This is a genomic window from Amycolatopsis lexingtonensis (genome assembly GCF_014873755.1).
In the GTDB taxonomy this organism is placed as follows: Bacteria; Actinomycetota; Actinomycetes; order Mycobacteriales; family Pseudonocardiaceae; genus Amycolatopsis; species Amycolatopsis lexingtonensis.
Genome location: NZ_JADBEG010000001.1, coordinates 2,954,035 through 2,980,293, shown reverse-complemented (window position 1 = coordinate 2,980,293; position 26,259 = coordinate 2,954,035). Strand labels below are relative to the sequence as shown.

The following is a 26,259-nucleotide window of genomic DNA, read 5'->3' as shown; positions in this document are numbered from 1 at the left end:
CGCGCTCAGCAGGCGAAGCGCTGCGAGGTCTCCAGCAGCAGAGCGTGGACGAACGCCTGCGGCAGGTTGCCCCGCAGCTGGCGCTGCCGGACGTCGTACTCCTCCGCCAAGAGCCCGGGCGGTCCGCACGACGCGCGGTTGCGCTCGAACCAGCGTAACGCCGTGGCCTGGTCGCCCTGGTGCCAGTGCGCGAGTGCCATGGTGAAGCCGCACAGCAGGAACGCGCCTTCGGCCTCGCCGAGGCGGCGGTCGTCCGGGGCGAAGCGGTAGACGTAGCCGTCCTCGGTCAGCGTGTCCTCGACCGCGGCGAGCGTCGCGCGCGTTCGCGGGTCTTCGGGTGGCAGGGCGCCGCGCACGGGCGGTAGCAACAGGGCCGCGTCCGTGCCGGGGTGCGCCGGGCTGCGCTGCCACGCTCCGCGCGGGCCGAGGCAGCGCGCGGTCGTTTCGGCGAGCAGCTTGTCGGCGAGCCGGGTCAGCTCGTCGCCGCGGGGTACCTCGCGGGCCAGCGCGCGCAGGCCCGCGACGCACGCGAGCCGCGAGTGCGTCCACCACTCGTCGTGCAGCTCCCAGACGCCCGCCTCCGGCGTGTCCCACCTGTCGGTGATGAGCTGGACGACGATGGCGGTGGCGCGCCGGTCATCGGCGCCCAGGCGGCCGTGGCGGGCCGCGGCCGCATGCAGCTGCAGCAGCTCGCCCAAGGCGTCGAGCTGGAACTGTTCGTTGACGTGGTTGCCCACGATGCCGGCGCCGCCGGGGTAGCCGGGCAGGTCCAGCCGCGTCTCACCGGGCGGCGGGGTGCCATCGGTGCGGTAGGCGGGCAGGAGCCGGTCGCCGTGGTCGAGGACGCGGGCGGTGGTGAACCGCAGGGCGTCGTCGAGCAGCGGATGGGGTTCCCCGACGGCGGCGGCGAGGCCGGCGTAGCACTGGTCGCGCAGCCAGACGTACCGGTAGTCGTAGTTGCGGCCGGCTTCGGCGCGTTCCGGCAGGCCCAGCGTGGCCGCGGCGACCATGCCGCCGGTGCCGGTGGTCAGCCCGCGCAGGACCGCGTAGGCGTGCCGCGCGTCCCGGGGCGCGACGCTGTTTTCGAACCGGGGGACGTCGGCGTGCCAGGCCTGTTCGGTGGCTTGCCACAGCCGACCTGCCTCGACCGGGTCCGGCAACTGCCGCGAGGAGATCTCCAGGACCAGGTCGTGGTGGCCGCCGGACGGGACGGTCAGCTCGAACCCCAGCCCGGGCCCGGCGGCGCCGGTCCACCGCACCCAAAGGTCGCCGGCGCGGCCGGTCCACGTCCCGTCGTCGCCGCGGCGAAGCTCGCACAACGGGCGGCGGCCGAAGTCGTCGGCCAGGTCGAGCCGGACGCGGACCCGGACGTCCCGCTCGACGGCTTCGACGCGGCGCAGCAGGACCACCCGGTGCGGGTCCGCGGGGCGGGCCAGCGCTTCCCGGCATTCGACCGCGGTCGACGTCGTCACCCAGCGGTTGCGCCAGATCAGGCTGCCGGGCTCGTAGTACCCGCCCCAGACGTACGTGTCCACCGGGCTGACGGTGTAGCTGCCGGTGCCGCCGATGAGCGAGGACAGCACGGCGCTGTCGGACCACCCGGGCGCGCAGAGCCAGCAGATGTCCCCGCGTGGGCCGCCCAGCGCGCCGCGCTCGCCGTCGGCCAGCAGCGCGTACTCGCGCAGGACGTGCGGGGCGAAGCCGGTCACGAGCGAGCCCGCCGCCAGACGGCCAGCGCCGTCGCGGCCAGGGCACTGCCGCCCGCCGCGAGGAGGCCGTGGTGCCGGCTCGCCCACAGCTGGAGGCTGCGCGGCGTGGACTTCGCGTCGAACTCGCCGTGGGCGCCGAAGTCTGTGTCACGGTCGGCCGGTGCCCACAGGTTCGCCGGCTGGTCGGCGGGCTTGGGCGAGCCGGTCTGCTGCGCTTTGAAGCCCGTCTTGGCGAGGTAGCGGTCGAGGATCCCGGGCGCGACGGCGTTTGCGATGAGCGTGCCGGCGGTGCTGCCGCCGACCCAGTACTCCCGCCGGCGGGGGTGATCGGTGGCGTACAGCACGGCGCGGGCGGCGACCTCGGGCTGGTAGATCGGGGGCACCGGCTGCGCGTGGTCCGGCAGCCGCGAAAGCACCCAGGAGAACTGCGGGGTGTTGACGGCGGGCATCTGCACCATGGTCGTCCGGACGTGGCTGCCTTCGTGGAGGAGTTCGCAGCGCAGCGATTCGTTGAAGCCCTGGATGGCGTGCTTGGCGCCGCAATAGGCGCTCTGCAACGGGATTCCGCGGTACGCGAGCGCGGAGCCGACCTGGACCACCGTGCCGCGGTCCCGCGGCTTCATCCGGTTCAGGGCGGCCATCGTGCCGTGGACGTAGCCGAGGTAGCTGACCTCGGTGACGCGGCGGAACTCGTCCGGCCCGATGTCTTCGAAGGGGGCGAAGACCGAGGTGAAGGCGACGTTGACCCAGACGTCGATCGGCCCGAGTTCTTTCTCGGCCCGCTCGGCGGCGGCGTCGACCGCGCCGAAGTCGGCGACGTCGGTGGGGATCGCCAAGGCGGTTCCGCCGCCGCGTTCGACGTCCGCGGCGGCGGCCGCCAGCCCGCGTTCGCCGCGGGCCAGCAGCGCGACCCGCGCCCGCCGGGCGCCGAAGGCACGGGCGACCGCGCGGCCGATGCCGCCGCTGGCTCCGGTCACGACGACGACCTGGGTGTCAGACATGGTTACCTCCGTTCTGTTTGGCCGCACGGGCCCAGGCGGCCGCGACGACCGCGTTCACCAGCGCCGCCGCACGCCACCGGGGCGAAACGGCGGCGAGGCCGAGCATGCTCACGCCGTGTGCGACGTCGGCGGTCCAGCCCCAGTGCGCGACGAAACCGTTTGGCCGCCGCAGGGTCGCGACCGCTTGTGCGAGGTGACGCATGGCGAGGGCCACGGCCACTTCCCGCGGCACGGGCAGCCGACGGGAAGCGGCCAGAATTCCCAGGCCCCACGCGATGCGGGCCGCCGCATCCGGGCGCGTCACCGCGGGCCGCCCTTGCCGAGCGCGAAGTCGAGGAGTTCGGCCAGGTGCACGCCTTCCCGGCCGCCGCTGTCGAGCTGGTGCAGCTGGGTGCGGCAGCTGAACCCGTCGGCGAGCACCGCGGTGCCCGGCTCGGCGGCGCGGACGCGGGGGAGCAGGACGCGCTCGGCGCACGCCTCGGAGACGTCGAGGTGCCCCTTCTCGAACCCGAAGTTCCCGGCCAGGCCGCAACAACCGGAGTCCAGGTGTTCGGCGTCGACGCCGGCCGCTTTCAGCAGCTGCTGATCGGCGTCCCAGCCCAGGACCGCGTGCTGGTGGCAGTGCACCTGGGCGATCGCCTTCACCTCGAGCTGTGGCGGGCGGTAGCCGGGGGAGTGCTCGGTGAGCAGCTCGGCGAGGGTGACCGTCCGCGCGCGCAGCCGCCGGACGTCCTGGTCGCCGGGGAACAGCTCGAACGCGTCCGACCGGAACACGGCCGTGCAGCTGGGTTCCAAGCCCACGACGAGTCCGCCTTCGCGCAGATGCGGGGCCAGCGCCCGGACGGTGCGGGCGAGGATGCGCTTGGCGACGTCGAGCTGCCCGGTGGAGATCCAGGTGAGGCCGCAGCAGAGGGGCGCGGACGGCAGCGCCACCCGCCACCCGGCGTCTTCCATGACCCGGACCGCGGCCTGCCCGACGTGCGGGTGGAAGGAGTTGGTGAACGTGTCCGGCCACAGCAGCACCGTGCCGCGGGCGCCCGTACCGCGTGGCATGCGGCGGGCGAACCACTGCTGCAGTGTTTCCCCTGCGAACAGCGGGATTTCGCGGTTCTCGACGCCCGCGGCCAGCGTGGCCAGCCGGGCCAGGCCCGGGGCGTGCGTGAGGGCGTTGACCAGCTTTCCGGCGCGGAGCTTGCCGACGAGCCGGGCGAAGGCGGGCAGCCAGCCCATCGTGAAGTCGGACCGCGGCCGGCGCCACGGGCGGCCTTCGTAGTGGTGGGACAGGAACTCCGCCTTGTAGGTGGCCATGTCCACATTGGCCGGGCAGTCGGTCTTGCACCCCTTGCAGGCCAGGCAGAGGTCGAGCGCGTCGCGGACTTCGGTGGAGCGCCAGCCGTCGCCGACCGGGCTGTCGCCGTGCCCGTCGAGCATCTCGAACAGCAGCCGAGCCCGCCCCCGCGTGGAGTGCTCCTCTTCGCCGGTCACCTGGTACGACGGGCACATCACCTCCCCGCCGCTGGTGGTGTGCTGCCGGCAGCGGCCGACGCCGACGCAGCGGTTGGCGGCCTGGGCGAACGAACCGCCGTCGCCGGGGAACCGGAAGCGCAGGTCCCGCGGGTCCGCCGGCGCCCAGTCGCCGCCGAGGCGCAGGTGTTCGTCGAGCCGGGCCGGGGCGACGACCTTGCCGGGGTTCATCCGGTTTTCCGGGTCGAAGACGGCTTTGAGCCTGCCGAACGCGGTGACGAGGTCGGCGCCGAACATCTTCGGCAGCAGCTCGCCGCGCGACTGCCCGTCGCCGTGCTCGCCCGACAAGGAACCGCCCATCGACGCGACGAGGTCGGCCGCGCGTTCCATGAACCGGCGGTAGGTGGCGACGCCGTCGGCGGAGTAGAGGTCGAACGGGATCCGGGTGTGCACGCAGCCTTGGCCGAAGTGCCCGTACAGGCTCGGCCCGGTCTCGCTCGCGTAGCCGAACTCCTCGTACAGCGCCGTCAGCTTCCGCAGGTACTCCCCGAGCCGTCCGGGTGCGACGGCGGAATCCTCCCAGCCTTCGAAGGTGTCGGCCTTGCCCGGGACGTGCGCGGTCGCGCCGAGCCCGGCTTCGCGGACCTGCCACAGCTCGTTTTCCCGCTCGGGGTCGTCCAGGAACTCGACGTCGGCTTCGTGCGCGGTGCCGTGCAGGGCCGTGAGCATCCGGTGGGCCTGGGCGTCGACCTCTTCGGTGGTCCGCCCGGCGAACTGCACCATCAGGAACGCGCGGCCCTCGGGGAGTTCCTCGAGAGCTTGCGGGTTCATGTCCTTGATCTGCTGGTCGCGGATCAGCTTGTGGTCGACGCCTTCCAGCGCGACCGGCTCGTGCGGCAGGATCGACGGCACGGCCTCGGCGGCCGTGGCGATGTCGGGGTAGCCGAGCACGACGAGCGTCCGCTCCGGCAGCACGGGCACCAGTTCCAGCTCGGCCCGCAGCACGGTGACCAAAGTGGACTCGCTGCCGACGAGCAACCCGGCGACGTCGAAACCGTGCTCGGGCAGCAGGGAATCGAGGTTGTAGCCCGAAACGCGGCGGGGGATGTCCGGGAACCGGCGGCGGATCTCGTCGGCGTACTCGTCGCGCAGCCGGCGGAGCTGCCGGTAGATCGCCGACCGCTTGTCGCCGTGGCGTTCGATTTCGGCGTATTCCTCGTCGGTGGTTTCACCGCACCAGAAGCGGGTGCCGTCGTAGGTGAGGACTTCCAGGCGCTTGACGTTGTCGACGACCTTGCCGGTCCGCTGGGCGGTGGCGCCGCAGGAGTTGTTGCCGATCATGCCGCCGAGCGTGCAGTTCATGTGCGTCGCCGGTTCCGGCCCGAACCGCAGGCCGGTCTCCGCCAGCCGGGAGTTCAGGACGTCGAGCACGATCCCGGGCTGGACCACGCACGTGCGGGCACCGGTGTCGACGGACTCGAGTTCGGTGCAGTACTGGGAGAAGTCGAGCACGACGGCGGTGTTGGTGCACTGGCCGGCGAGGCTGGTGCCGCCGCCGCGGGACAGGACCGGGGCGCCGAACTCCCGCGCGACCGCGACCGCGGCGACGGCGTCCTCCGGGGTGCGGGGGAGGACGACGCCGATCGGGACCTGGCGGAAGTTCGAGGCGTCGGTCGAGTACGCGGCCCGGGTGCCGGGGTCGAAGCGGACTTCGCCGGCGACCGCTTCCCGCAGCGCTCCGGCGAGCGCGCCGACGTCGAGGTCTGCCATCGCTGCTCCTCCTTCAGAGTGCGTATTCGGCGGCGGCTTCGGGCCGGAAGGTCAGGCCGTGCCCGGGGACGGACATCGACGGCGTGACGGTGCCGCCGCTCGGGTCGAGGCAGCCGTCGAAGAGGGCGCGTTCGATCCGGTCGTGGTCGGCGAACCATTCGATGTGCCGGAAGTTCGGCGTGGCCACCGCGGCGTGCGCGGACAGGTTCGGCGCGCAGTGCGCGGAGACGTCGCGGTTGGCCGCCGCGGCGACGGCGGCCGCCCGGGCCCACTCGGTGTACCCGCCGCAGCGGGTGACGTCGACCTGCAGGCAGTCCACGACCGGCACCATGCGCGCGAAGTAGGGCAGGTCGTAGCCGTATTCGCCGGCCGCGACGTCCGGGCCGCCGGGGAAGCGGACGGCCGCGAGCCCGGGGAGGTCGTCGCTCGAGACCGGCTCCTCGAACCAGGTGACGCCCCACTCCAGCAGCCGTTCGGCGATCCGGCGGGCCTGCCCGACCTGGTACGCGCCGTTGGCGTCGACGAAGATCTCGACGTCGTCGCCGACCTTGTCCCGCGTCACGGCGACCCGGTCCAGGTCGCGGCGCGTCCGGCTGCCCCAGGACTCGCCGATCTTGATCTTGACCCGGGGAATGCGACGGCGGCGCACCCAATCGTCCAGCTGCGCGACCAGTTCGCCGTCGCTGAAGGTGGTGAAGCCGCCGCTGCCGTAGACGGCGGCCTCATCGCGCACCCGGCCGAGCAGCCTGCCGAGGGGCAGTCCGAGCGAGCGGGCGGCGGCGTCCGACAACGCGATGTCGACGGCGGACAGCGCGCAGGAGACCAGGCCGGGACGGCCGAGGTTGCGGATGGCGCGCCGCATGGCCGTCCAGCAGGCGGGGACGTCGAGCACCGGTCGACCGCGCACGACCGGGGCGAGGGTGCCCTCGATCAGCGGCACGCAGGCCGCGTCGGCGTAGGTCCAGCCCAGCCCGGTGACGCCCGCCGCCTCGACGTGCACCACGACGATCGTCGTCGAGTCCCACTCCAGGGTCCCGTCCGCCTCCGGGCCGGGGGTCGGCACCCGGTAGGCGCGGGCACCGACCCGGTCGACGGTGGACATCAGTTCTTCTTGCCCGGCAAGAACTCCTGCAGCTTCGTCTTGACCCCCTGCGCGACGAGGTGGAACGCGTCGGGGTCGCCCTTGAGCACCGCCTGGGCCGCGGACTTCACCTGCTCGAAGGTGGCGTGCGGCGGGATCGGCGGCACCTCGGGGTCGCAGCGGACGTCGAGCACCGCGGGCTTGCCCGCGGACAGCGCCGTGTCCCACGCCGACGCGAGCTGGTCCGGCTTGTCCACCGTGACGGCCGTGAGCCCGAGCGAGAGCGCGAAACCGGCGTAGTCGACGTCCGGCAGGCTCTGGGACTCCTCGAACTTCGGCGCGCCGCCCATCGCGCGCAGCTCCCAGGTGACCTGGTTGAGATCGTTGTTGTGGAACACGCAGATCACGCACGTCGGGTCGGTCCACAGGCTCTGGTAGCGGGCGATGGTGATCAGCTCGGCGAGGCCGTTCATCTGCATGGCGCCGTCGCCGACGAGGGCGATCACCGGCCGGTCCGGGTGGGCGAACTTCGCGCCGATCGCGTACGGCACGCCCGGGCCCATGGTGGCGAGGGTGCCCGACAGCGAGCCGCGGATGTCGCCGCGGATGCGCAGGTTGCGGGCGTACCAGTTGGTGGAGGAGCCGGAGTCCGCGGTGACGATCGCGTTTTCGGGGATCCGCTTCGACAGCTCCGACACGACGAGCATCGGGTTCACCGGGTCGGCGTCGACGTCGGCTTCCTTGTCGATGGTGTCCCACCAGGACGAGACGTTCTTCTCGACCGTCTCGCGCCACGAGCGGTCCGGTTTGCTCGTCAGCCGGGGCAGGATGGCCCGGAGGGTGGCCGCGCTGTCGCCGACGAGGTTGACCTCGGTCGGGTAGCGCATCCCGATCAACCGGCCGTCCAGGTCGATCTGCACCGCGCGCGCCTGGCCGAAGTCCGGGAGGAACTGGCTGTAGGGGAAGTTCGAGCCGACGATCAGCAGCGTGTCGCAATCGCGCATCAGCTCGTAGCTCGGCCGGGTGCCGAGCAGCCCGATCGCGCCGGTCACGTACGGCAGCTCGTCGGACAGGACGTCCTTGCCCAGCAAGGCTTTCGCCACGCCCGCCCCGGTGACCTCGGCGACCTGGCGAACCTCCTCGGCCGCGCCGCGGGCGCCTTGGCCGACCAGGATGGCGACCTTCTCGCCGGCGTTGAGGACTTCGGCGGCGGCATCGAGGTCGCGCTCGGCGGGCACCGGCGCCGGCCAGGACGTGCTCGGCGGGCTGGAGGGCACCTGCTTGAAGGCGTGCTTCGGCGCTTCGTACGGCTCTTCCTGCAAGTCGGCCGGGATGATCAGCGCGGTCGGGCAGCGGGAGGACTGCGCCGTGCGGATCGCCCGGTCGAGGGCGTTCGGCAGCTGCTCGGCGACGTTCACCTCGACGAGATACTCGCTCGCGACGTCCTTGTAGAGCGACTGCAGGTCGACTTCCTGCTGGTAGCTGCCGCCCATCGCGCTGCGGGCGGTCTGCCCGACGATCGCGACGACCGGGACGTGGTCGAGCTTGGCGTCGTAGAGGCCGTTGAGCAGGTGGATCGCGCCGGGGCCGGAAGTGGCCATGCAGACGCCGACATTTCCGCTGAACTTCGCGTAACCGACCGCCGCGAACGCGGCCATCTCCTCGTGCCGGGTCTGGACGAAACGAGGCTGGTTGTCCGCTTTGCCGAAGGAGGCGACGAGGCCGTTGATCCCGTCGCCGGGATAGGCGAACACCTGCTCGACACCCCATTCGCGCAAGCGCTGGAGCAGGTGGTCGCCGACTGTCTGGGCCATGGGAACTCCTTAGCCGTGTCTCGGGTGCGGTGCCGGATACCCCGTCTGCGGAAGCGGTACTCGAATTCGCTGTACCCGCTCTCGGCGCTTAGCATGCTTGCGTGACGCAAAATATTTCCGCGGATCACGGTGTGGAGACCGCACTGGCGGTCCTGCGGGCGATGGTGGCGATCGCGGACTCGACCGTCGAGCGCGCCACCGGGCAGCTCACGCTGACGCAGTTCCACGCCCTGCGGGTGGTCAGCGAGCGGACTCCGGTGACGATGAGCCGCGTCGCCGACGAGCTGGCGATGAACCCCTCGACCGTCACCCGGGCGTGTGAGCGCCTGACCGGCCTCGACCTGCTCCAGAAGGCGCAGAACCCACTCAACCGGCGCGAGACGCTGCTGGCGCCGACGGCGAAGGGGCGCCAGCTGGTCGGGCGGGTCGACGAGGACCGGCGGCGGGTGCTCGCCGCCGTGCTCGACCGGCTCGACGAGGACGTCCGGGCCTCGGTGCTCACCGCGTTCGCGAACTTCGCCTCGGTCGCCACCCCGGACGCGCCCTGACATTTGCGTCCGGCAAACGACGTGTGTTTGCCAGGCACGCACGCGGGTAATCGCGCCTCAGCCGGTAGTGGACGGGAGGTGCGATCGTGGCCGGACGGGACGCCATCGACCAGCCGTGGGGTGCCCGGACGCCTTACGGCCCCGGCGAAGCGTGGCCGGTGCGCGTGGACAGCCACCTCGCCGACGGGCTGGCGTCTGATGACATCGACCGCTGGGTCCGCACCGCCGCCGTGCTGCACTCCAACGGTGACGGTCTCGACCTCGCGGTCAAGGACGGCGCGATCGTCGGCGTGCGGGGCCGGGCGGACGACCGCGTCAACCGCGGCCGGCTGGACCCGAAAGACCTTTACGGCTGGCAGGCCAACTCCTCGCCCGACCGGCTGACGACCCCGCTGGTCCGCCGAGACGGCGAGCTCGTCGCGGCGACCTGGGACGAGGCGATGGCACTGGTCGCCGGGCGCAGCAAGGAACTGCTCGACGAGCAGGGACCCAGCGCGATCGGCTTCTACACCAGCGGCCAGCTGTTCGCCGAGGAGTACTACACGCTCGCCGCGATCGCCCGCGCCGGTCTCGGCACGAACCACCTCGACGGCAACACCCGGCTCTGCACGGCCACCGCGGCCGCCGCGCTCAAGGAGTCCTTCGGCTGCGACGGCCAGCCCGCCTCCTATACCGACGTCGACCACGCCGACGTCATCGCGCTCTTCGGCCACAACGTCGCGGAAACGCAGTCCGTGCTGTGGTCGCGCGTGCTCGACCGGCTCGCCGGCCCGAACCCGCCCGCCATCCTGTGCGTCGACCCCCGCGACACCCCGGTCGCGCGCGCGGCGACGCTGCACCTCGCCCCGCTGCCCGGCACCAACCTGGCGCTGATGAACGGCCTCCTGCACGAGGTCATCGCCCACGACCGGGTCGACCACGACTACGTCCGCCGGTGCACCGTCGGCTACGACGACCTGAAGCAGATGGTCGCCGGGTACCCGCCGGACCGGGTCGCGGAGATCTGCGGGCTCGACGCCGGCGAGATCACCGCCGCCGCCGAACTGCTGGGGTCGGCCGAACGGCTGCTGTGCACCGTCCTGCAGGGCTTCTACCAGTCGCACCAGGCGAGTGCGGCGTCCGTGCAGGTCAACAACCTCGTGCTGCTGCGGGGAATGCTGGGCAAGCCCGGCGCGGGCGTCCTGCAGATGAACGGCCAGCCGACCGCGGAGAACACCCGCGAGTGCGGCGCCGACGGCGACCTGACCGGGTTCCGCAACTGGGCCAACGACGCGCACGTCGCCGAGCTGGCCGAGCTGTGGAACGTCGAGCAGTCGACCATCCCGCACTACGGGCCGCCGACGCACCTGATGCAGCTGCTGCGCTACGCCGAAAACGGCACGCTGCGGTTCTTGTGGGTCTCGGCGACCAACCCGGCGGTCTCGCTGCCGGAGCTGCGGCGCGTCCGGTCGATCCTGAGCCAGGACCGGCTCTTCCTCGTCGTCCAGGACGCCTTCCGCACCGAAACCGCCGAACTCGCCGACGTCGTGCTGCCGGCGGCGATCTGGGGCGAGAAGACCGGCACGGTCACCAACGCCGACCGCACCGTCCACCTGTCGGAGAAGGCCGTCGAGCCACCTGGGCAGGCGCGGCCGGACCTGGACATCCTGCTCGACTACGCGCGCCGCATGGACTTCCGGGACAAGGATGGCGCGCCGCTGCCGTCCTGGCACGACGCCGAGTCGGCGTTCGAGGCGTGGAAACGCGCGACGGCGGGCCGCCCGTGCGACTACACCGGCCTGAGTTACGCGAAGCTGCGGGCGACCAGCGGCGTCCAATGGCCGTGCAACGAGGAAAATCCCGACGGCGCGGAACGGCTTTACGCCGACGGGAAGTTCTTCGCCCAGCCCGATTACTGCGAAAGCTACGGCCGCGACTTGATCACGGGTGCGCCGGTGGAACCGGACGAGTACCGGGCGATGAACCCGGACGGGAAAGCGATGCTCAAGGCCGCCGAATACCTGCCGCCGCACGAAACGCCGGGGGAGGACCACCCGTTCGCGCTGATCACCGGGCGCACGATCTACCACTTCCACACCCGGACCAAGACGGCCCGCGCGCCGCAGTTGCAGGCCGCAGCCCCGGAGTCCTGGGTCGAAGTGTCCGATGTGGACGCGAAGCGGCTCGATCTCCACGACGGCGCGTGGGCGGAGATCACCACCCCGCGTGGCCGGGTGTTCGCCCGCGTGCGCGTCGGCGGAATCCGGGAAGGAGTGCTCTTCATCCCCTTCCACTACGGCTACTTCGACACCGACGACCCCACAGGCGGCCGGGCCGACCGCGCCGCGAACGAGCTGACGAGGACCGAGTGGGACCCGGTGTCCAAACAGCCGCTGTTCAAGACCGCCGCGGCCGCCATCCGGCCCGTGTCGACCGGAGGTGCGCGGTGAAACTCGGGTTGGCGCTCCGCGAACTGCACCGGTCGGAGACGGCGCTGGCGAAGGACCTGGTCAAGGTCGCCGACCGGCACGCCGCCGAGCACGAGGTCCACCACGTCGCCCACGATCTGGCGCGCTGGTCGCGGGAAAACGTCCGCGAGCTGGCCGAAGCGGCCCGCGGCTACGACGTCGAGCTGTCCCCGGAAGTCCCCTCGCCATCCGGGCCGCTGGAGGCGATCCGTGCCACGGTCGCCGAGCTGACCGGCCGCCGTCCCGAGCCGGGACTGGTGCTGCTGGCGGACCTGCGGCGGCTGCACCGCAAGGCGGCCGGGGTGTCCCTGGACTGGGAACTGGTGGCCCAAGGTGCCCAAGCGGTCAAGGATCCCGATCTGCTCGCGCTCGCCGGACGCTGTCACCCGCGGACGGTGCGTCAGCTGAAGTGGACCAACGCCATGCTGAAGATCCTTTCCCCGCAGGTGCTGGCCAGCTGATCAGCCGTCACTCGCGGACGTCGCCTCAGCGGATTGGGCGAACGCCAGGGCTCCGGCGCAGTTGTGTCCGACCGGCTGGCTGGGCCCGTGCGGTGTGATTGATGTGGTTGCTGGGTCTGGTGGTCTGGTCCCGGATGCACCCAATGTGGCGTTCGGTGCGTCCAACGCACCGAACGCCACATTGGGGCGCATCGCCCGGCTGGCCCGGCGCCCGCCCTGGCCAGCTGATCAGCGGTGCGCGGACAGCCGCCCGGTCCGGGCGGCGAGCCGGTCGAACAGCGCGATGCGGCCGTGGTTGGGCACCGAGCGCAGCGGGTGCCCGGCCAGGCCCCACCCGCGCAGCAGGGTGTTCGCGGCGGTCCAGCCGGTGGTCGCCGCGCGTTCCATGAGGGCGACCGGCAGGTCGACGCGGATCGCGTCGCCGGCGAGGAGCAGGCCGGACTGGGGCGTCTCGACGGCGGGCCGGTGGGCGAAGCCGCCGACCGGGAACAGCGGGCAGTCCTCGCGCACGAGGGTGCTCGAGCCGAGCACCCTGGCACCGGCGGTCTCGGGGTAGAGCTGGTGCAGGAGCCCGTCCAGGTCGTGCGAGACGCGGGCGGTGTCCGCGCCGGCCGCGTAGGCGTGCAGTTCGACGACCGAGCCGCCGTGCCGGCCGGCCCAGCGGCGGGCCTCGCCCTCGTAGCGGTCGAGGACGCTGATGTTGTCCAGCGGCCGCAGGCCGCCGGTGCCGAGGAACGCGGGCCGGGCGGCGTCGACGGGCCGGTCGAGCCACAGCCGCCGCACGACGAACGGGGGTGCCGTGCGCAGCCGGGCGATCGCGTCGCGCCAGTCCGCGGTGCCCAGGCCGGGCGAATCCGCCACGACGCGCCGCAGTCCCGGTACGTCGCAGGCGAGCACGACGGCGTCGAAGAACTCGCCGTCGACGAGGAAACCGCCGGGGCGCAGCTCGATGGAGGTGACCGACACTCCGGTGCGGATGTCGGCGCGCCGCGCGGTGAGGTAGTCGCCCAGCGGGTTCCAGAGGGCCTGGGGGAAGGGCTCGGTGGGCACGTCGAAGAGCAGGCCTTCGGCGGAGCCGAGGAAGTACAGGTGGAACATCGTCGCCAGCTCGGCGGCGGACAGCTCGCCGGGGTCGGCGAAGAAGCTGCGCGAAAACACGTCGAACGCGAGGTGCCGGGCCGCGGCCGGGAAGTTGATCGCGCTCAGGAACGTCGCCGCGTCGACGTGGTCGAGCTGGTCGTAGACGCGGGGGACGCCGACGCCGGCCAGGGGCAGCGCCCGCCGTCCGTCGAGGCGCAGCAGGTCGCGCGCCCGGAACGTGGGGCTGCGCAGGGCGAACGCCAGCGCGTTCAACGGCGGCGTGCGCGGCAGCCCGGCGAAGGTGTCCGTGCGGCCGAGCGCGTCGATGAGCGGGTAGTCCGGCACCGGCGTGAGCCGCCGCAGGCCGGGGTCGGTGCGGGCGAGCAGCGCGCGGAGGTTGTAGTACTGGCGGAAGAACGCGTGGAAGCCGCGGCTCATGGTGACCGCGGTGCCGTCCGGCAGCCGCTCGGCCCAGCCGCCGGCCCGCCCGCCGAGGTGCTGCTCGCGCTCGAACACCGTGACCTCGACGCCGCGCTCGGCGAGTCCGGTCGCCGCGGTGAGCCCGGCGATCCCGCCCCCGACGACGGCGGTGCGGGGACGACGGCCGAGCGCTCCGGCGTCGGGGAGGCCGCCGGGGGCGGGGTGCAGCTCGGCGCGGCGGTCGCGGCTCACGGGCGCGTACCCAGGACGGTGTGGACGATCCCGCGTGACCAGCCGGGCATCGTGCCGGTGCGGACGTCGGTGAAGCCGGCCCGCGTGAGCCGCGCGCACAGGTCGGCGAGCCCGTCGAAGGCGAGCACACTGCGGCGCAGGTGCCGGTACAGCGTCGCGTCGCCGGTGGCGAGCCGGCCCAGCGGGATCACGACGGCGCCGCACACCGCGTTCCACACCCAGCGGGCGCGCCGCGAGTCCCGCACCGAGTACTCGTGCAGCGCGATGCGGCCGCCCGGGCGCAGGAGGCGGTACAGCCCGGCCAGCCCGGCGTCGGGATCGGCGAGGTTCCGCACCAGGTAAGCGGCGAAGATCGCGTCGAAGGGCTCCTCGGCCGTCAGCTCCTCCACGGGCGTGTGGACGAACTCGACGTCGGCCGGCCACCGCTTCGCGCGCGCCCGCGCCAGCATCCCGGCGGACGCGTCGATCGCGGTGACCCGCGCCCCGGGGGCGGCCCGCAGCAGCGCGGCGGTCGACGCGCCGGTGCCGCAGCCGGCGTCGAGGACGTGCTGCCCCGCGCCGCCGTCGGGCAGCTCCAGGCGGCGCGCGGAGAGCCGGAGGTCGCGGTGGTAGCCCGGGTTCGCGCCGACGAGCCGGTCGTAGGCCGCGGCACCCCCGTCGAACGCCGACGGCACCTCGGCGCGCGGCAAACCGTTGCGGGGCAACGAGCTCATGCACTGTCCTCTCGCGACTTGCCGCGTTCCCACAGCAGCAGGACCGCGGTGACCATGGCGTAGCCGAAGAGGAAGTCTTCGACCGGGATGTCCCACGGGAACCGCCACCCGGTGACGCCGTCGGGTGCGTACCGGACGATGGGAGCGGAAAGCTTCGTCAGCCAGCCGTCGACCGGGACCTGGAAGGCGGTCACGATGGCCATCGTGACCCAGTAGGCCGGGCGCCGCAGCAGGCCGGTGCGCAGGACGAGCAGCTCGGCGGCCACCACGACGAGCACGGCGGCGACGGCGGGAACCGTGTAGCCCCAAGGCATCAGCGCGGCACCCGCTCCCGGCGGCGCAGCAGCCGCGTGGCGAGCCGCCCGGTCAGCTGCACGGCTTCGTAGGTCAGCAGCCCGCAGATCGGGACGACGGCGAAGAACAGCACCTCTTCGAGCGGAATCCCCAGCGGCAGCCGGACACCGGTGACGAACGCCGGGTCGAAGTCCCAGGCGCCGGCGGCGATGGCGATGGCGTCCCAGACCAGGAACACCGCCGCGACGGGCAGCACGGCTCGCGCCAGCCGTCGCGGCCGCCGGTAGACGCGGGCCCCGGCCAGTTCCAGCGGCAGCGTCACCACTACGCAGGCGGCCAGGACCAGCAGGTACTCCAGCTTGCCCACCTCAGGCCACCGCCACCGGGTGGCGGCGACGCGCCCACTGCGCGCGGACGAGCGCACCGCCGGCCGCGAGCGCCCGGCGGTGCCGTGGGACGCGGGCGCGGCCGCCGAAGACGTTGAAGTCCGCGGCCTCGATGCGGTCGAGGATGCCGCCGTAGAGGTCGAACGCGGTCGCCACGCACGGCCGGGACGCCGGGTGCAGCATCGCGATGCCGGGCCGGGCTTCGGCGTAGATCCGGCGCGTCCGGGCCACCTGAACGGCCAGCGCCCGGCGGACCGCCGGATCCGTTCGGCGGGCGCGGGTGCACCACCGCAGCCGGTCACGGTCGACGCCGTCCGCGGCGAGTTCGTCCTCGGGCAGGTAGACGCGGCCGCGACCGAGGTCTTCGGCGACGTCGCGCAGGAAGTTGGTCAGCTGGAACGCCTTCCCGAGCGCGGCGGCGCGCGGGGCCGCCTCCGCACGGGCGACCACGGTGCCCAGCACCGGCAGCACCTGCAGCCCGATCACCTCGGCCGAGCCGTGCACGTACTCGTCGAGCGCGGCGCGGTTCGGATAGCCGGTGACCGTGAGGTCCATGCGCATGGACGCGAAGAACGCGCGGAAGTGCGCCTCGGCGATGCCGTGGCGCCCGATGGTGTCGAGCACCGCGGTCAGCAGCGGGTCGTCGCTGTGCCCGGCGGCGAGCGCGGCGAAGAACCGCCGTTCGACATCGTGCAGCGTGGCGGCGATGCGCTCCGGGGTGGTGCCGGGCGCCGGCTCGTCGACGAGGTCGTCGAGGCGGCGCGCGAACGCGTAAAGCGCGTGCACGGCCGGGCGCTGGGCCGGGGAAAGCATGCGCGTGGCGAGGAAGTAGGTCCGGCCGTGCCGGGCGTTGACCTCCCGGCAGCGCCGGTAGGCCTGGCGCAGTCCGGGGTCGGTGATGCCGGCGGCGTCGAGCTCACGGCTCGTCATCGGGCTCCTTCCGCGGCGAGGCCGGCGGCGGCGGTCGCGGCGCGCCGGGTTCCGGTGATCCGGTCGGCGGCCAGCCGTCCGGAGAGCAGGACGGTCGGGACGCCGACCCCGGGCACGGTCCCGCCGCCGGCGAGCACGACGTTTTCGTTGCCACGGGGCAGGTTCCGGGGCCGGAACGGTCCGGTTTGGACAAATGAGTGCGCATAGCTGAACGGCGTGCCGGCCACCAGCCCGCGCCGGGCCCAGTCCGCCGGGCTCAGCACGTAGGACGTTTCGGGGGTGAAGCCGGGCAGCAGCCGGGACCGGACGTGCGCGAGGATCTCTTCGGCGTAGGGCCCGGCTTCGGCGTCCCAGTCGCGGGGCCCGCGCTCGAGGTTCGGCACCGGCGCGAGGATCGAGAACAGCTCCCTGCCGGGCGGGGCCAGCGACGGGTCGGTCGCGGTGGGCCGGGTGATCAGCAGGGACGGGTCGCTCATCCGCCGTCCCTCGGTGATCAGCTCGCGGAACGTCGAGCGCCAGCCGTGCCCGAAGGAGATCGTGTGGTGCCCGAGGGACGGGTCCGCGCGCCCGCCGGCGTGCAGGACGAGCGCGGACGGCGCCGCGCGCAACGGAACGGGACGGCGCGGGGTGCGGCCGAGCAGCCGGTGGCTTTCGTGCGGTTCGGTGGTCAGGACGACGGCGTCGGCTTCGATCCGGTCTCCTTCGCTGGTGAGCAGCGCGGTGACCCGGGTCCCGCGGCGTTCGAGCGCCGTCACGGAAGTGCCGAAGCGGAACTCGATCCCGGCCTCCGTCGCGGCCCGGGCCATGGCCCGCGGGACGGCCGCCATGCCGCCGTCGGGGAAGTACACGCCGCCGACGGTGTCCATGTAGGCGATGACCGCGTACAGCGCGAGCGCCCGCATCGGCGATTCTCCCGCGTACAGCGCCTGGAAGGTGAAGACGCGCTTGAGCCGCTCGTCGGTCAGGAAGGCCCCGATCCGGTTGTCGAGGCGTCGGAAGCCGCCGAGCGCCACGATCCGGGCGAGGGCCGGGGTGAGCAGGCCGAGCGGCGAGTCGAAGTTGGCGGCGACGAACCGGTCGAACTCGGTGCGGTAGAGGCGGGTCAGCCAGTCGCGCAGCCGCCGGTAGCCCGCGGCGTCGGCCGGGCCGGCGAAGTCCCGCACGGCGTCGGCCATCCGGTCGCCGTCGGTGTGCACCGGCAGGCTCGAGCCGTCGGCGAACCGCGCGGTGTAGGCGGGTTCGAGCCGCCGCAGCCGCAACTGATCGGCCAGGTCCGCGCCCACCGCGGCGAAGGCGTCGCCGAGGATCTCCGGCATGGTCAGCACGGTCGGGCCGGTGTCGAGCCGGTAGCCGTCGCGCTCCACCCGCCCGGCTCGGCCGCCGGGTCCGGGGTCGCGTTCGAGGACGACGACCGAGCGGCCGCGCCCGGCCAGGTGCAGGGCGGCCGAGAGCCCGGCGAGTCCCGCACCGACGACCACCACGCGGTCGGTGCGGCCGGTGACCGTCCTCACCGGACCCGCTCGGTGCAGCGCAGCGCCAGTGTCGTCAGCGCGTCCGCGGGGCGTTGGGGGAGCCCGGCCAGGTCGAGCGCTTCGAGCGCGTGGCGCACCCGCTCGTCGGCGAACTTCTCCAGCTGGTCGCGGGCGCCGGTCGCGGTGATCAGCCGCTGCCAGCGCTCGACCGCGGCCGCGTCGACGACGTCGAGGGCCAGCAGGTCGGCCAGCTCGGCGCGCTGCCGAGGGCCGGCCAGCTCGGCGGCGAGGACGACCACCGTGGAGGCCTTCCGCTCACGCAGGTCGTCGCCGACCGGCTTGCCGGTGACGGCCGGATCGCCGAACACCCCCAGCAGGTCGTCGCGGAACTGGAAGGCTTCCCCGACCAGGCCGCCGTACGTGCCGAGCGCCGCGCGGACGCGCTCGTCGCACCCGGCCAGCGCGGCGCCGAACTCGAGCGGGCGGCGCACGGTGTAGTTGCCGGACTTGCGGCGGACGACGTCGAGGACGTCACCCCAAGCGGGCAGCGCGCGAGCGTCGTTGACCAGGTCGCCGAGCTGACCGACGGCGAGCTCGGAGCGCAGGTGGTCGTACACCGGCCAGCCGCGGGCGAGCGTCCCGGCGGGCAGGCCGCTGCCGCGCAGCAGCTGCTCGGACCAGACGAGGAACAGGTCGCCGGCGAGGATCGCGGCCGACTCGCCGAACCGCGCGGCCGAGCCGCCGAGCCCCGTTTCGGCGTGCCAGCGCGCGAACGTCACGTGCAGCGCCGGACGGCCGCGGCGGCGTTCGGAGCCGTCCATGACGTCGTCCTGCGCAAGGGCGAAGCAGTGCAGGAGTTCGAGCGCGGAGGCGGCCCGCAGCGCGGCTTCGTCGTCCGGCGCGCCGCAGCACCAGCCGGTGTAGGCGAACAGCGGCCGCAGGAACTTCCCGCCCGCCACGAACTCCGGCAGCGCGGTGGCCGCCGGGGTGGCGGCGCGGCCGGTGAAGTGCTCCCGCACCCGGTCGCCGACGAACTCCCGCACGTCGTCGGCGCACTTCCGGCGCAGGTGGGCCAGCCAGGCCGTGGTCGCGTCGGCGGCGGACGTCACGGTCATGCAGGCTCCTTCGGTTGACGCAGGACCATTCGATGCGCAAGCGATGCGTCCGTTCAGCCTTACCCTAGTGAAGCGCGGTTAAACGTGCGTTCCCTCGAAAGTGGCACCACGGTCCGTCGTGCGCGTTCGTTGCGCGGCCGCCACGATGGGGCGGTGAACGTCAGTCAGCGCATCACCGGGCTCTGGCCGCGGCGGTGGCCCGTCCAGCCGTTCCGCGAACCGCGGTGGGCCGGCCAGGAACCGACCTACCGCGACTGCGCGCCCGCGCTCATCGAGGCCGCGGGCAAACGCGCGTCGGCCCGCCCGTCCGGGAACTGGTTCGTCCTCGGGGCCAGCCGATCGGTGCGGCCGGACCGGCCCTTCGGCGTGACGGTCGCCGGCCGCGAGCTCGTCGCGTGGCGCGACCGCGACGGCGAGGTCCGCGCCGGGCCGGGCGCGTGCCCGCACCTGGGCGCCCCGCTCGCCGACGCCCGGCTCGACCGCGGGGAGCTGGTCTGCCGGTGGCACGGGCTGCGCCTCGGCGGCGGCCGCCGCGGTGGCTGGGCTCCGATCCCGGCCTACGACGACGGTGTGCTCGTCTGGGCCCGCCTCGACGCGACCGGGCGCGAGCAGCCCACCGACCGGCCGGTGGTCCCGGACCGGCCGGACGGCGCGCGCATCGACGCCGTCGCGACGCTCACCGGGGTGTGCGAACCGGAGGACGTCGTGGCGAACCGGCTCGACCCGTGGCACGGCGCCTGGTTCCACCCCTACTCCTTCGCGCGCCTGCGGGTGCTCTCGGCGCCGAAGGGCGTCGACGTGCCCGAGGCGGAGGACCGGTTCCTCGTCGAGGTGACGTTCCGGATCACCGGGCGCTGGGGAGTGCCCGTCGTGGCCGAGTTCGCCTGTCCCGAGCCGCGCACGGTCGTGATGCGCATCGTCGAGGGCGAAGGCGAAGGCAGCGTGGTGGAGACGCACGCGACGCCGCTCGGCCCCGGCGCGGACGGGCGGCCCCGGACCGCGGTGATCGAGGCGACGATCGCCGCGTCGGAGCGGCCGGGCTTCGCCGTCGCGGCCAAGCTGGCGCCGGCGATCCGCCCGCTCATGCGGCACACGGCGGCGCGGCTGTGGCGTGACGACCTCGCCTACGCCGAGCGGCGGTACGCCCTGCGCGCCTGATCCGATCGTGGTTATCCGGCGGACGGCGGGGAAAGCCCCGACGATCCCGCCGGGTTCCGGCCGGGATCCACCAGGCAGACGGAGGAGTCCCCGTGTTTCGTCACACGAAGTTGCTGCAGTTCGAGGCCAAGCCCGAGAAGCCGGACCCGGTGTACGCGCACAAGCTCCAAGAGCTGATCGGCGGCGCGTTCGGCGAGATGACGGTGACCATGCAGTACCTGTTCCAGGGCTGGAACTGCCGCGTCGAGGGCAAGTACAAGGACCTGATCATGGACACCGCGACCGAGGAGATCGGGCACGTCGAAATGCTCGCCACCATGGTCGCCCGGCTGCTGGAAGGCGCGCCCGCGACCGCGACCGCCGAAGCGGTCAAGGATCCGGTGATGGCGGCGGTGCTCGGCGGCATGGACCCGCAGCAGGCCATCGTCGCCGGTGGCGGCGCCCTGCCGGCGGACAGCAACGGCACGCCGTGGAACGGCAAGTACATCATCGCCTCGGGCAACCTGCTGGCGGACTTCCGGGCCAACGCCGCCGCCGAAGCGCAGGGGCGGCTGCAGACCGCGCGGTTGTACAACATGACCGACGACCCCGGCGTGAAGGCGATGCTGCAGTTCAACCTCGCCCGCGACACCGTGCACCAGAAGCAGTGGCTCGCGGCGATCGAGGAACTGGAGGCCGACGGCCTCGAGGGCGAGATCGCCCCGAACGCGTTGCTGGACGAGGAAGACCAGACCCACAACAACACGATCTGGGGCCTGTCCGACGGACCGGACGGCCCGAAGGGCGGCTGGACCACCAAGGCCGGGATCGAGTACCTGACCGACCCGAAGCCCCTGGGCGGGCCGGGCACCGCACCGAGGCCCGACCCGGCGTTGTACGGCACGTATTCGCCGACGATGGACGCGGTCGGCAAGGTGAAGGGCAAGGCGAAGTCGGCGAAGAACAAGCTGAGCTGACGCGGTTCTTCCCGGACGGCGTGGATTCCCGCGCCGTCCGGGCGGACGGCTCGGTCAGTCCTCGGTGCGGTGGTGGGCCGCCAGCTCCGTCCGCGAGCGGACACCGAGCTTCGCGTAGACGCGGGTCAGGTGGTACTGGACGGTTTTGCTCGACAGGAACAGTTCCGCGGCGACCTCCTTGTTCGACATCCCCCGTGCGACGAGCCGGGTGACGGCTTCCTCCTGCGGCGTCAGTGTCGAGTCCGACCGGGCGAGGTGGACGCCGCCGGCTTTCAGCTCGCGGTCGCAGCGGTCGACGTACGTCGTCGCGCCCATCGCGGCGAAGCCGTCGCGGGCGGCGGTGAGCGCGACGTCGGCGCGGGCGCGGCGGCCGAGACGGCGCAGGGTCTGGCCGTACCCGAAGTTGACGCGGGCTTGGTCGTAACGCAGGGGCAGGGTGCTGATCAGTTCGAGAGCTTCGTCGAAACAGGCGGTCGCACCGGTGACGTCGCCCCGGACGCCGTGGAGGCGGCCGCGGGCCGCGGCGAGGCGGGCACGCGCGGACGCGTGGTCGCGCTTGGCGGCCAGTTTTTCGTGCGGGACAAGGAATTCCCCGGCTTCATCGAGCCGGCCGAGCAGGATCAGGGCGTGGGCGTACATGTCCTGCCAGGGCCAGTGGCCGGGTTCGTCGGCGCTGGACTCCGGCGACGGCCGGGTGAACGGGTGGAGCGCGCGCAGCACACCGGCGGAGTCGGCGCGGGCCTCGGCGACGTGCGCTCGCGCCAGCAGGCTCGGGATCCGCATGATCGGGTAGTCGCTCGCCCCGGTGCCGCCGCGCAGGAGGTGGGCCTCGGCGGCGTCCCACTCGCCGCGCAGCGCGTGCACCGCCGCGGCCGTCCACGACAGCAGCGGGCCGGTCAGCAGGATGCCGGTCCGTTCTTGCAGATCCGAGGCCTCGCGCACGGTGGCGAGGGCGTCGTCGAGTTCGCCGGTGAGGAACTGCGTGCGCGCCAGCCACGCGCGGGCCCACAGCGAAATCCGCGCGGAGCCGCCGAGGTAGCTGGTGGGCACGGCGGTTTCCAGGTCGACGCGGGCGTCGTCGAGCCGGTCGGTGAGCAGACCGAGCCAGCCGCGCGCCATCGTCGCGCGCTGCGCCTGTGCACCGTGGCGCAGGCGCGTGGTGAGCTGCTCGTAGTCGCGCCGGGCCTGCTTAGCCCGGCCGGTGGCGGCCAGGCCGAGGCCGCGGATGGCGGCGGCTTCGACGGCCGGCGGGGTGTCGGCGCCGGCGAGCTCGATGGCGCGGTCGGCCCAGCGGACGAGGTCGCGGCCGTCGTAGCGGGCGAGGGCGTCGAGGACGTAGCGCTGGCAGATGAGCGCGGCGGTCTCGGGATCGCGCTCGGGGTTGACGATGTCCCAGGCGCGGCGGAGCCGGGTGCCGGCCTCGGTGGCGCGGCCGCGAACCACGGCCAGGTAGCCGAGAACGGCGTCTCGCAGCGGGGTTTCCCGGATGCTTTCCACTTCCGGGACCAGGGCCGCCGCCCGGAACACGTCGCCCGCGCCGATCAGCGCGTCGACGGCGCGGGTGATGCGGGCCTGCCGCAGCTGCGGGTCGTCGGTGAGCCGGCCGGCGTCGCTGAGCAACGTCGCCGCGGTGCCCCAGGCACCTTCGGCGGCCCGCTCGCGGGCCAGGTCGTCCAGCCGGACGGCGACGGCGGCGTCGGGCACCGGGCTGGCGGCCGCCAGCAGGCGCAGGGCCCGGACCGGATCGGTGACCAGCTCCGCGGCCCGCCGTTGCAGCACGGCGCGCCGGGCCGGGCCGAGTTCGGTCAGGACGGCCGCGCGCACCGTCGGGTCGGGCGGGCCGACCTTGGTGAGCCCGCGCGGGGCCAGCCGGACGAGGCCGGCGGCGGCGGTTTCGTCCAGCAGCTCCAGCGGGCCGGCGTCGAGCCCGGCGAGCGCGACGACGTCCTGCACCGCGGTATCGGTGCCGAGGACGGCGGCCGCCTCGGCGAACCGCCGGGCCGGGGGCGAGCACGCCGCGAGGGCGTCCCGCACGCGGGCGGTGACCGTGGCCGGGGCGGGCAGCGTGGGGTCGAACTGCGTCCAGGTCGTCTTGGGCAGCTCGGTGAGCAGCTCGACCACCGGCTTCGGCCGCCCGAGGCTGTGGCGCAGCAGCCGTTCGGCGATCGAAGGGTGGAGCGCGATGCCGTAGGCGGCGGCCAGTTCGCTGATCTGCGCGGCGTCCAGCGGCGGGATCCGGGGGTGGTCGGTCGCGATGCGCGGCAGCAGGTCGAGCGCCGCGGCACTCGCCCGCGGGTCGCCGGTGGTGGCGGTGGCGATGATCCGCAGGTGGGCGTCCGGGTGGTGGCGCAGGGCGGAGGCCAGAGTCTGCAGCGAGGCCTCGTCGGCGAGGTGGGCGTCGTCGACGACCAGCAGGGTGCCGGGGTCGAGCCGGGCGGCGAGTTCCCCGGCGGTGCGGAACGGCTCGGACGTCGGGAGCCCGGGGAACGCCTGCGTGAGCAGGGCGTACGGACAGTGGGACTCCCACGCCGCCGCGGTCGCGCGGTGGGTCGGGCCGTGGTGGCTGCGCGCGAGGTGCGCGGCGATGGCCGACGTGCCGCTGCCGGGCGGCCCGGCCAGCAGCACGAAGCGGTTGTGGCCGGTCCGGAGGCCCTGCTCCAGCCCGGCCACGAGCTCCGCTCGCCCGATCAGCGGCTGCGCCGGTCGTGTCACGTCCACCTCACGCGGGTTCAGCCGAGGTCGCCCCCGGCTACGGGCAGCACCGTCCCGGTCACGTAGGAGGCCTCGTCGGAGGCCAGGAACGCGATCGCCGCGGCCTGCTCGTCCAGCGTGCCGTATCGCTTGAGCAGCGACGACTCGAGCGTCTGGTCGATGTGGGCCTGGAACCAGGCCCGTTCCTGGTCGGTTTCCAACGCCGAGCCGCCGCGGGAGACGCGCCGCGGGGGTGCCTCGGTGCCGCCGGGGGCGACCGCGACGACCCGGATCCCCGCGTCGGCGTACTCCAAGGCGAGCGACGCGGTGAGGGCGTTGACCCCGCCCTTGGCCGCGGAATAGGGAATCCGGTGGATGCCGCGGGTGGCGGCCGAGGAGACGTTGACGATCACCGCGCCCGCGGACATCGACGGCAGCGCGGCCCGGCAGGCGAACAACGTGGTCAGCAGCGACCGGCGCAGCTCGGCTTCGATCTCCGCCGGGGAGAACTCGGTGAACGGCTTGAACCGGATGGCTCCGCCGACGTTGTTGACGAGCACGTCGATCCGCCCGAACCGGGCGAGCGCCGCCTCGGCCACGGCCTGCGCGCCCGCCCAGGTCTCCAGGTCGGCGACCACGGCCTCGCCCGCGAGTTCGCCGGCGACGTCGTGGACCAGATCGGAGCGGTCGGCCAGGACGACCGAGCCCCCTTCGGCCGCGATCCGACGTGCGGTCCGCTCGCCGATGCCCTGGGCGGCGCCGGTGACGACGACGACCCTGCCGTCGAACCGGCCAGGCGTGACGAACGCCGGCCGCGCGGGCTCGGTGGCCATCGCCCGGCGGGTGGTCAGCTTCGAACGGCCGGCGTGTTCGGCGATCAGCCGGCGGGCCGTGGCGCGGTCGCCCGCTTCGAAGGCGGTGACGATGTCGAGGTGGTCCTGCGTGCAGCGCGGGTGGCACCAGGTCGCGTTCCGCAGCGTGGTCTCCATGTGGCCCTTGACGCCGAGCGCGCGGTAGGCCTGCAGGAGGTGCTCGTTGCCGGTGAGGGTGAACAGGTAGTCGTGGAACGCGGCGTTGGCCTCGGTGTAGGCGGCGGCGTCGACGAACCGGTCACCGTCCACATAGGGCACCGCCGACTCGGCGAGCAGCCGGTACCCGGCGAGCTGCCGGGAATCCAGCCGGCCGATGGTGAGTTCCAGCGCGCCCAGTTCGAGGGCTTGACGCGCTTCGAACACCGCGTCCGACTCGTGCACCGACGGGTGTTCTTCGCCGATCTCGTAGTGGCCGGACGACGGCGGCGCCGGGAACACGTCCTGTCCCGCGATCGTCCGGGCGACGGCGGCCTCGGCGGTGGCCGAGAGCGGTGTCCCCGCCCACAGGGGGTCGACCGCGACGGCCGGGAACAGGTCCTGCCCGCCCAGGCCGCGGCTCGCGGGCGGCTGCTCCACGACGGGCTCGGGCACCGAGACGGGTTCGGGAACCGGCGTCGCGGCGAGGGCGAACTTCTCGTAGTAGAACCCGGTCGGCTCGAACCCGGCGCCGCTGAAGTGCTCGCGGACGGCCTCGACCATCGGCGGCGGCCCGCACAGGTAGACCGCGACGTCGCCGCCGTGCAGGTGCTCGTCCCGGATGAGCGTCGTGACGTACCCCTTGTGGGGCGCGGTGCTGCCCGGATCGGCCACGCAGTGGTCCCAGGTGAGGTTCTCGACCTGGGCGGCCAGCTCCTCGAGCGTTTCGACTTCGACGAGGTCGTCGTCGGTGCTGACGCCGTAGATCAGGTGGACGGGCCGGGTGGATCCGGCCGCCCGCAGGGTGCGCAGGATCGACAGGATCGGCGCGAGCCCGGTGCCGCCGGCCAGCAGGAGCACCGGGCGGTCGGTCTCCCGCAGGAAGAAGCTGCCGTGCGGGCCGGTGAAGGTCAGCTCGTCGCCGGTTTTCGCCCGCCCGGTCAGGTATTCCGACATCACGCCGCCGGGCGTGATCTTCACCAGGAACGTCAGGTGCTTCTCGTCGGGGGCGTTGCTGAAGGAGTACGACCGGGATTCGCCGGTGCCGGGCACGGCGATGTTGACGTACTGGCCGGGCAGGAAAGCCAGCTTGTCCCGCTCCGGCGTCTCCAGGGTGACCGCCATGGTCGTGGGGGAGAGCCGGTCGAGCGCGGTGATCGTCGCCGGGTAGGTGGCGGCCTGCGTCTTGGCGACCGCCGACGTGCTCGCGATCCGCAGGACCAGGTCCGACTTGGGTTTCATGCTGCACGGCAGCACGTACCCGCGTCCGGCTTCGTCGGCGGTGAGCGCGTCGTCGATGTAGGTGCCGCCGTCGTACTCGCCGGACTCGCAGAACGCCTTGCACGTGCCGCAGGCGCCGTCGCGGCAGTCCAGCGGGATGTTGATGCGCTGGCGGTAGGACGCGTCCGCGACCGTCTGGTCCGGCGCGCACGTGATGAACCGGGTGACACCGTCCTCGAAGGACAGTGCGACTTGGTGCGTCATGACGG

Annotated in this window: 20 protein-coding genes; 5 read left to right on the top strand and 15 right to left on the bottom strand. The window is 73.4% G+C overall.

Going from position 1 to position 26,259, the window contains the following annotated elements; all coding sequences use genetic code 11:
- Positions 1-5: 5 nt before the first annotated feature.
- Genes H4696_RS13525 through H4696_RS13500 form a run of 6 tightly spaced genes read right to left on the bottom strand, consistent with a single transcriptional unit; the run spans position 6 to position 8,839 of the window.
- A complete protein-coding gene (locus H4696_RS13525; RefSeq protein ID WP_249026901.1) occupies positions 6-1,709 on the bottom strand; it encodes a glycoside hydrolase family 15 protein in 1,704 nt (567 codons plus the stop codon).
- Positions 1,706-2,710 (bottom strand): SDR family oxidoreductase, encoded by a 1,005-nt coding sequence (locus tag H4696_RS13520; protein WP_086857864.1) that lies wholly within the window; start codon positions 2,708-2,710, stop codon positions 1,706-1,708. Before H4696_RS13520 ends, H4696_RS13525 begins: the two co-directional genes overlap by 4 nt.
- Positions 2,703-3,014, bottom strand: coding sequence for a hypothetical protein (locus H4696_RS13515; RefSeq protein WP_143264994.1), 312 nt, complete (start codon positions 3,012-3,014; stop codon positions 2,703-2,705). Before H4696_RS13515 ends, H4696_RS13520 begins: the two co-directional genes overlap by 8 nt.
- On the bottom strand, positions 3,011-5,944 hold the full coding sequence (locus H4696_RS13510; RefSeq protein ID WP_086857862.1) for an FAD-binding and (Fe-S)-binding domain-containing protein: 2,934 nt from the start codon (positions 5,942-5,944) through the stop codon (positions 3,011-3,013). Before H4696_RS13510 ends, H4696_RS13515 begins: the two co-directional genes overlap by 4 nt.
- A gap of 13 nt (positions 5,945-5,957) precedes the next feature.
- Positions 5,958-7,046 carry an enolase C-terminal domain-like protein gene (locus tag H4696_RS13505; RefSeq protein WP_086857861.1) on the bottom strand — a complete coding sequence of 363 codons (1,089 nt, stop codon included), beginning with the start codon at positions 7,044-7,046 and terminating at the stop codon, positions 5,958-5,960.
- Complete coding sequence (locus tag H4696_RS13500; RefSeq protein ID WP_192782297.1) at positions 7,046-8,839, bottom strand: thiamine pyrophosphate-requiring protein; 1,794 nt, start codon at positions 8,837-8,839, stop codon at positions 7,046-7,048. Before H4696_RS13500 ends, H4696_RS13505 begins: the two co-directional genes overlap by 1 nt.
- A gap of 131 nt (positions 8,840-8,970) precedes the next feature.
- Between H4696_RS13500 and H4696_RS13495 the strand changes: the two genes are divergently transcribed.
- From H4696_RS13495 to H4696_RS13485, 3 genes are all read left to right on the top strand, one after another.
- The gene (locus H4696_RS13495) at positions 8,971-9,387 is read left to right on the top strand and encodes a MarR family winged helix-turn-helix transcriptional regulator (protein WP_249027241.1); all 417 of its coding nucleotides are present in this window, start codon (positions 8,971-8,973) and stop codon (positions 9,385-9,387) included.
- Positions 9,388-9,473: 86 nt separating this feature from the next.
- Positions 9,474-11,816, top strand: a complete 2,343-nt coding sequence (locus H4696_RS13490; protein WP_086864882.1) for a molybdopterin oxidoreductase family protein — start codon at positions 9,474-9,476, stop codon at positions 11,814-11,816.
- The gene (locus H4696_RS13485; protein WP_086864881.1) at positions 11,813-12,295 is read left to right on the top strand and encodes a hypothetical protein; all 483 of its coding nucleotides are present in this window, start codon (positions 11,813-11,815) and stop codon (positions 12,293-12,295) included. Before H4696_RS13490 ends, H4696_RS13485 begins: the two co-directional genes overlap by 4 nt.
- A 228-nt stretch (positions 12,296-12,523) precedes the next feature.
- On the opposite strand, the gene H4696_RS13480 is transcribed toward H4696_RS13485, so the two are convergent.
- Genes H4696_RS13480 through H4696_RS13450 form a run of 7 tightly spaced genes read right to left on the bottom strand, consistent with a single transcriptional unit; the run spans position 12,524 to position 18,957 of the window.
- Entirely contained in the window at positions 12,524-14,047 is a 1,524-nt protein-coding gene (locus H4696_RS13480; RefSeq protein WP_169735194.1) for an FAD-dependent oxidoreductase, read from the bottom strand.
- Positions 14,044-14,760: a class I SAM-dependent methyltransferase gene (locus tag H4696_RS13475; RefSeq protein WP_086864880.1), complete on the bottom strand. Its 717-nt coding sequence runs from the start codon at positions 14,758-14,760 to the stop codon at positions 14,044-14,046. Before H4696_RS13475 ends, H4696_RS13480 begins: the two co-directional genes overlap by 4 nt.
- Complete coding sequence (locus tag H4696_RS13470; RefSeq protein ID WP_086864879.1) at positions 14,757-15,074, bottom strand: lycopene cyclase domain-containing protein; 318 nt, start codon at positions 15,072-15,074, stop codon at positions 14,757-14,759. The genes H4696_RS13475 and H4696_RS13470 overlap by 4 nt, the downstream gene beginning before the upstream one ends.
- Positions 15,074-15,421 (bottom strand): lycopene cyclase domain-containing protein, encoded by a 348-nt coding sequence (locus H4696_RS13465; protein ID WP_086864878.1) that lies wholly within the window; start codon positions 15,419-15,421, stop codon positions 15,074-15,076. The genes H4696_RS13470 and H4696_RS13465 overlap by 1 nt, the downstream gene beginning before the upstream one ends.
- A 1-nt stretch (position 15,422) precedes the next feature.
- Positions 15,423-16,370: a phytoene/squalene synthase family protein gene (locus H4696_RS13460; RefSeq protein WP_086864877.1), complete on the bottom strand. Its 948-nt coding sequence runs from the start codon at positions 16,368-16,370 to the stop codon at positions 15,423-15,425.
- Positions 16,367-17,881 carry a phytoene desaturase family protein gene (crtI, locus tag H4696_RS13455; protein ID WP_192782296.1) on the bottom strand — a complete coding sequence of 505 codons (1,515 nt, stop codon included), beginning with the start codon at positions 17,879-17,881 and terminating at the stop codon, positions 16,367-16,369. Before crtI ends, H4696_RS13460 begins: the two co-directional genes overlap by 4 nt.
- A complete protein-coding gene (locus H4696_RS13450) occupies positions 17,878-18,957 on the bottom strand; it encodes a polyprenyl synthetase family protein (RefSeq protein WP_086864803.1) in 1,080 nt (359 codons plus the stop codon). Before H4696_RS13450 ends, crtI begins: the two co-directional genes overlap by 4 nt.
- Positions 18,958-19,110: 153 nt before the next feature.
- Between H4696_RS13450 and H4696_RS13445 the strand changes: the two genes are divergently transcribed.
- Both H4696_RS13445 and H4696_RS13440 read left to right on the top strand, forming a co-directional pair.
- Positions 19,111-20,115 carry a Rieske (2Fe-2S) protein gene (locus H4696_RS13445; RefSeq protein WP_086864802.1) on the top strand — a complete coding sequence of 335 codons (1,005 nt, stop codon included), beginning with the start codon at positions 19,111-19,113 and terminating at the stop codon, positions 20,113-20,115.
- A 92-nt stretch (positions 20,116-20,207) separates the two neighbouring features.
- A complete protein-coding gene (locus H4696_RS13440; RefSeq protein WP_086864801.1) occupies positions 20,208-21,071 on the top strand; it encodes a manganese catalase in 864 nt (287 codons plus the stop codon).
- 54 nt (positions 21,072-21,125) lie between these two features.
- Here H4696_RS13440 and H4696_RS13435 read toward each other — a convergent pair whose 3' ends face one another.
- Positions 21,126-23,783: a helix-turn-helix transcriptional regulator gene (locus H4696_RS13435; protein ID WP_086864804.1), complete on the bottom strand. Its 2,658-nt coding sequence runs from the start codon at positions 23,781-23,783 to the stop codon at positions 21,126-21,128.
- Positions 23,784-23,800: 17 nt separating this feature from the next.
- On the bottom strand, positions 23,801-26,254 hold the full coding sequence (benC, locus tag H4696_RS13430; protein WP_086864800.1) for a benzoate 1,2-dioxygenase electron transfer component BenC: 2,454 nt from the start codon (positions 26,252-26,254) through the stop codon (positions 23,801-23,803).
- Positions 26,255-26,259: the final 5 nt, after the last annotated feature.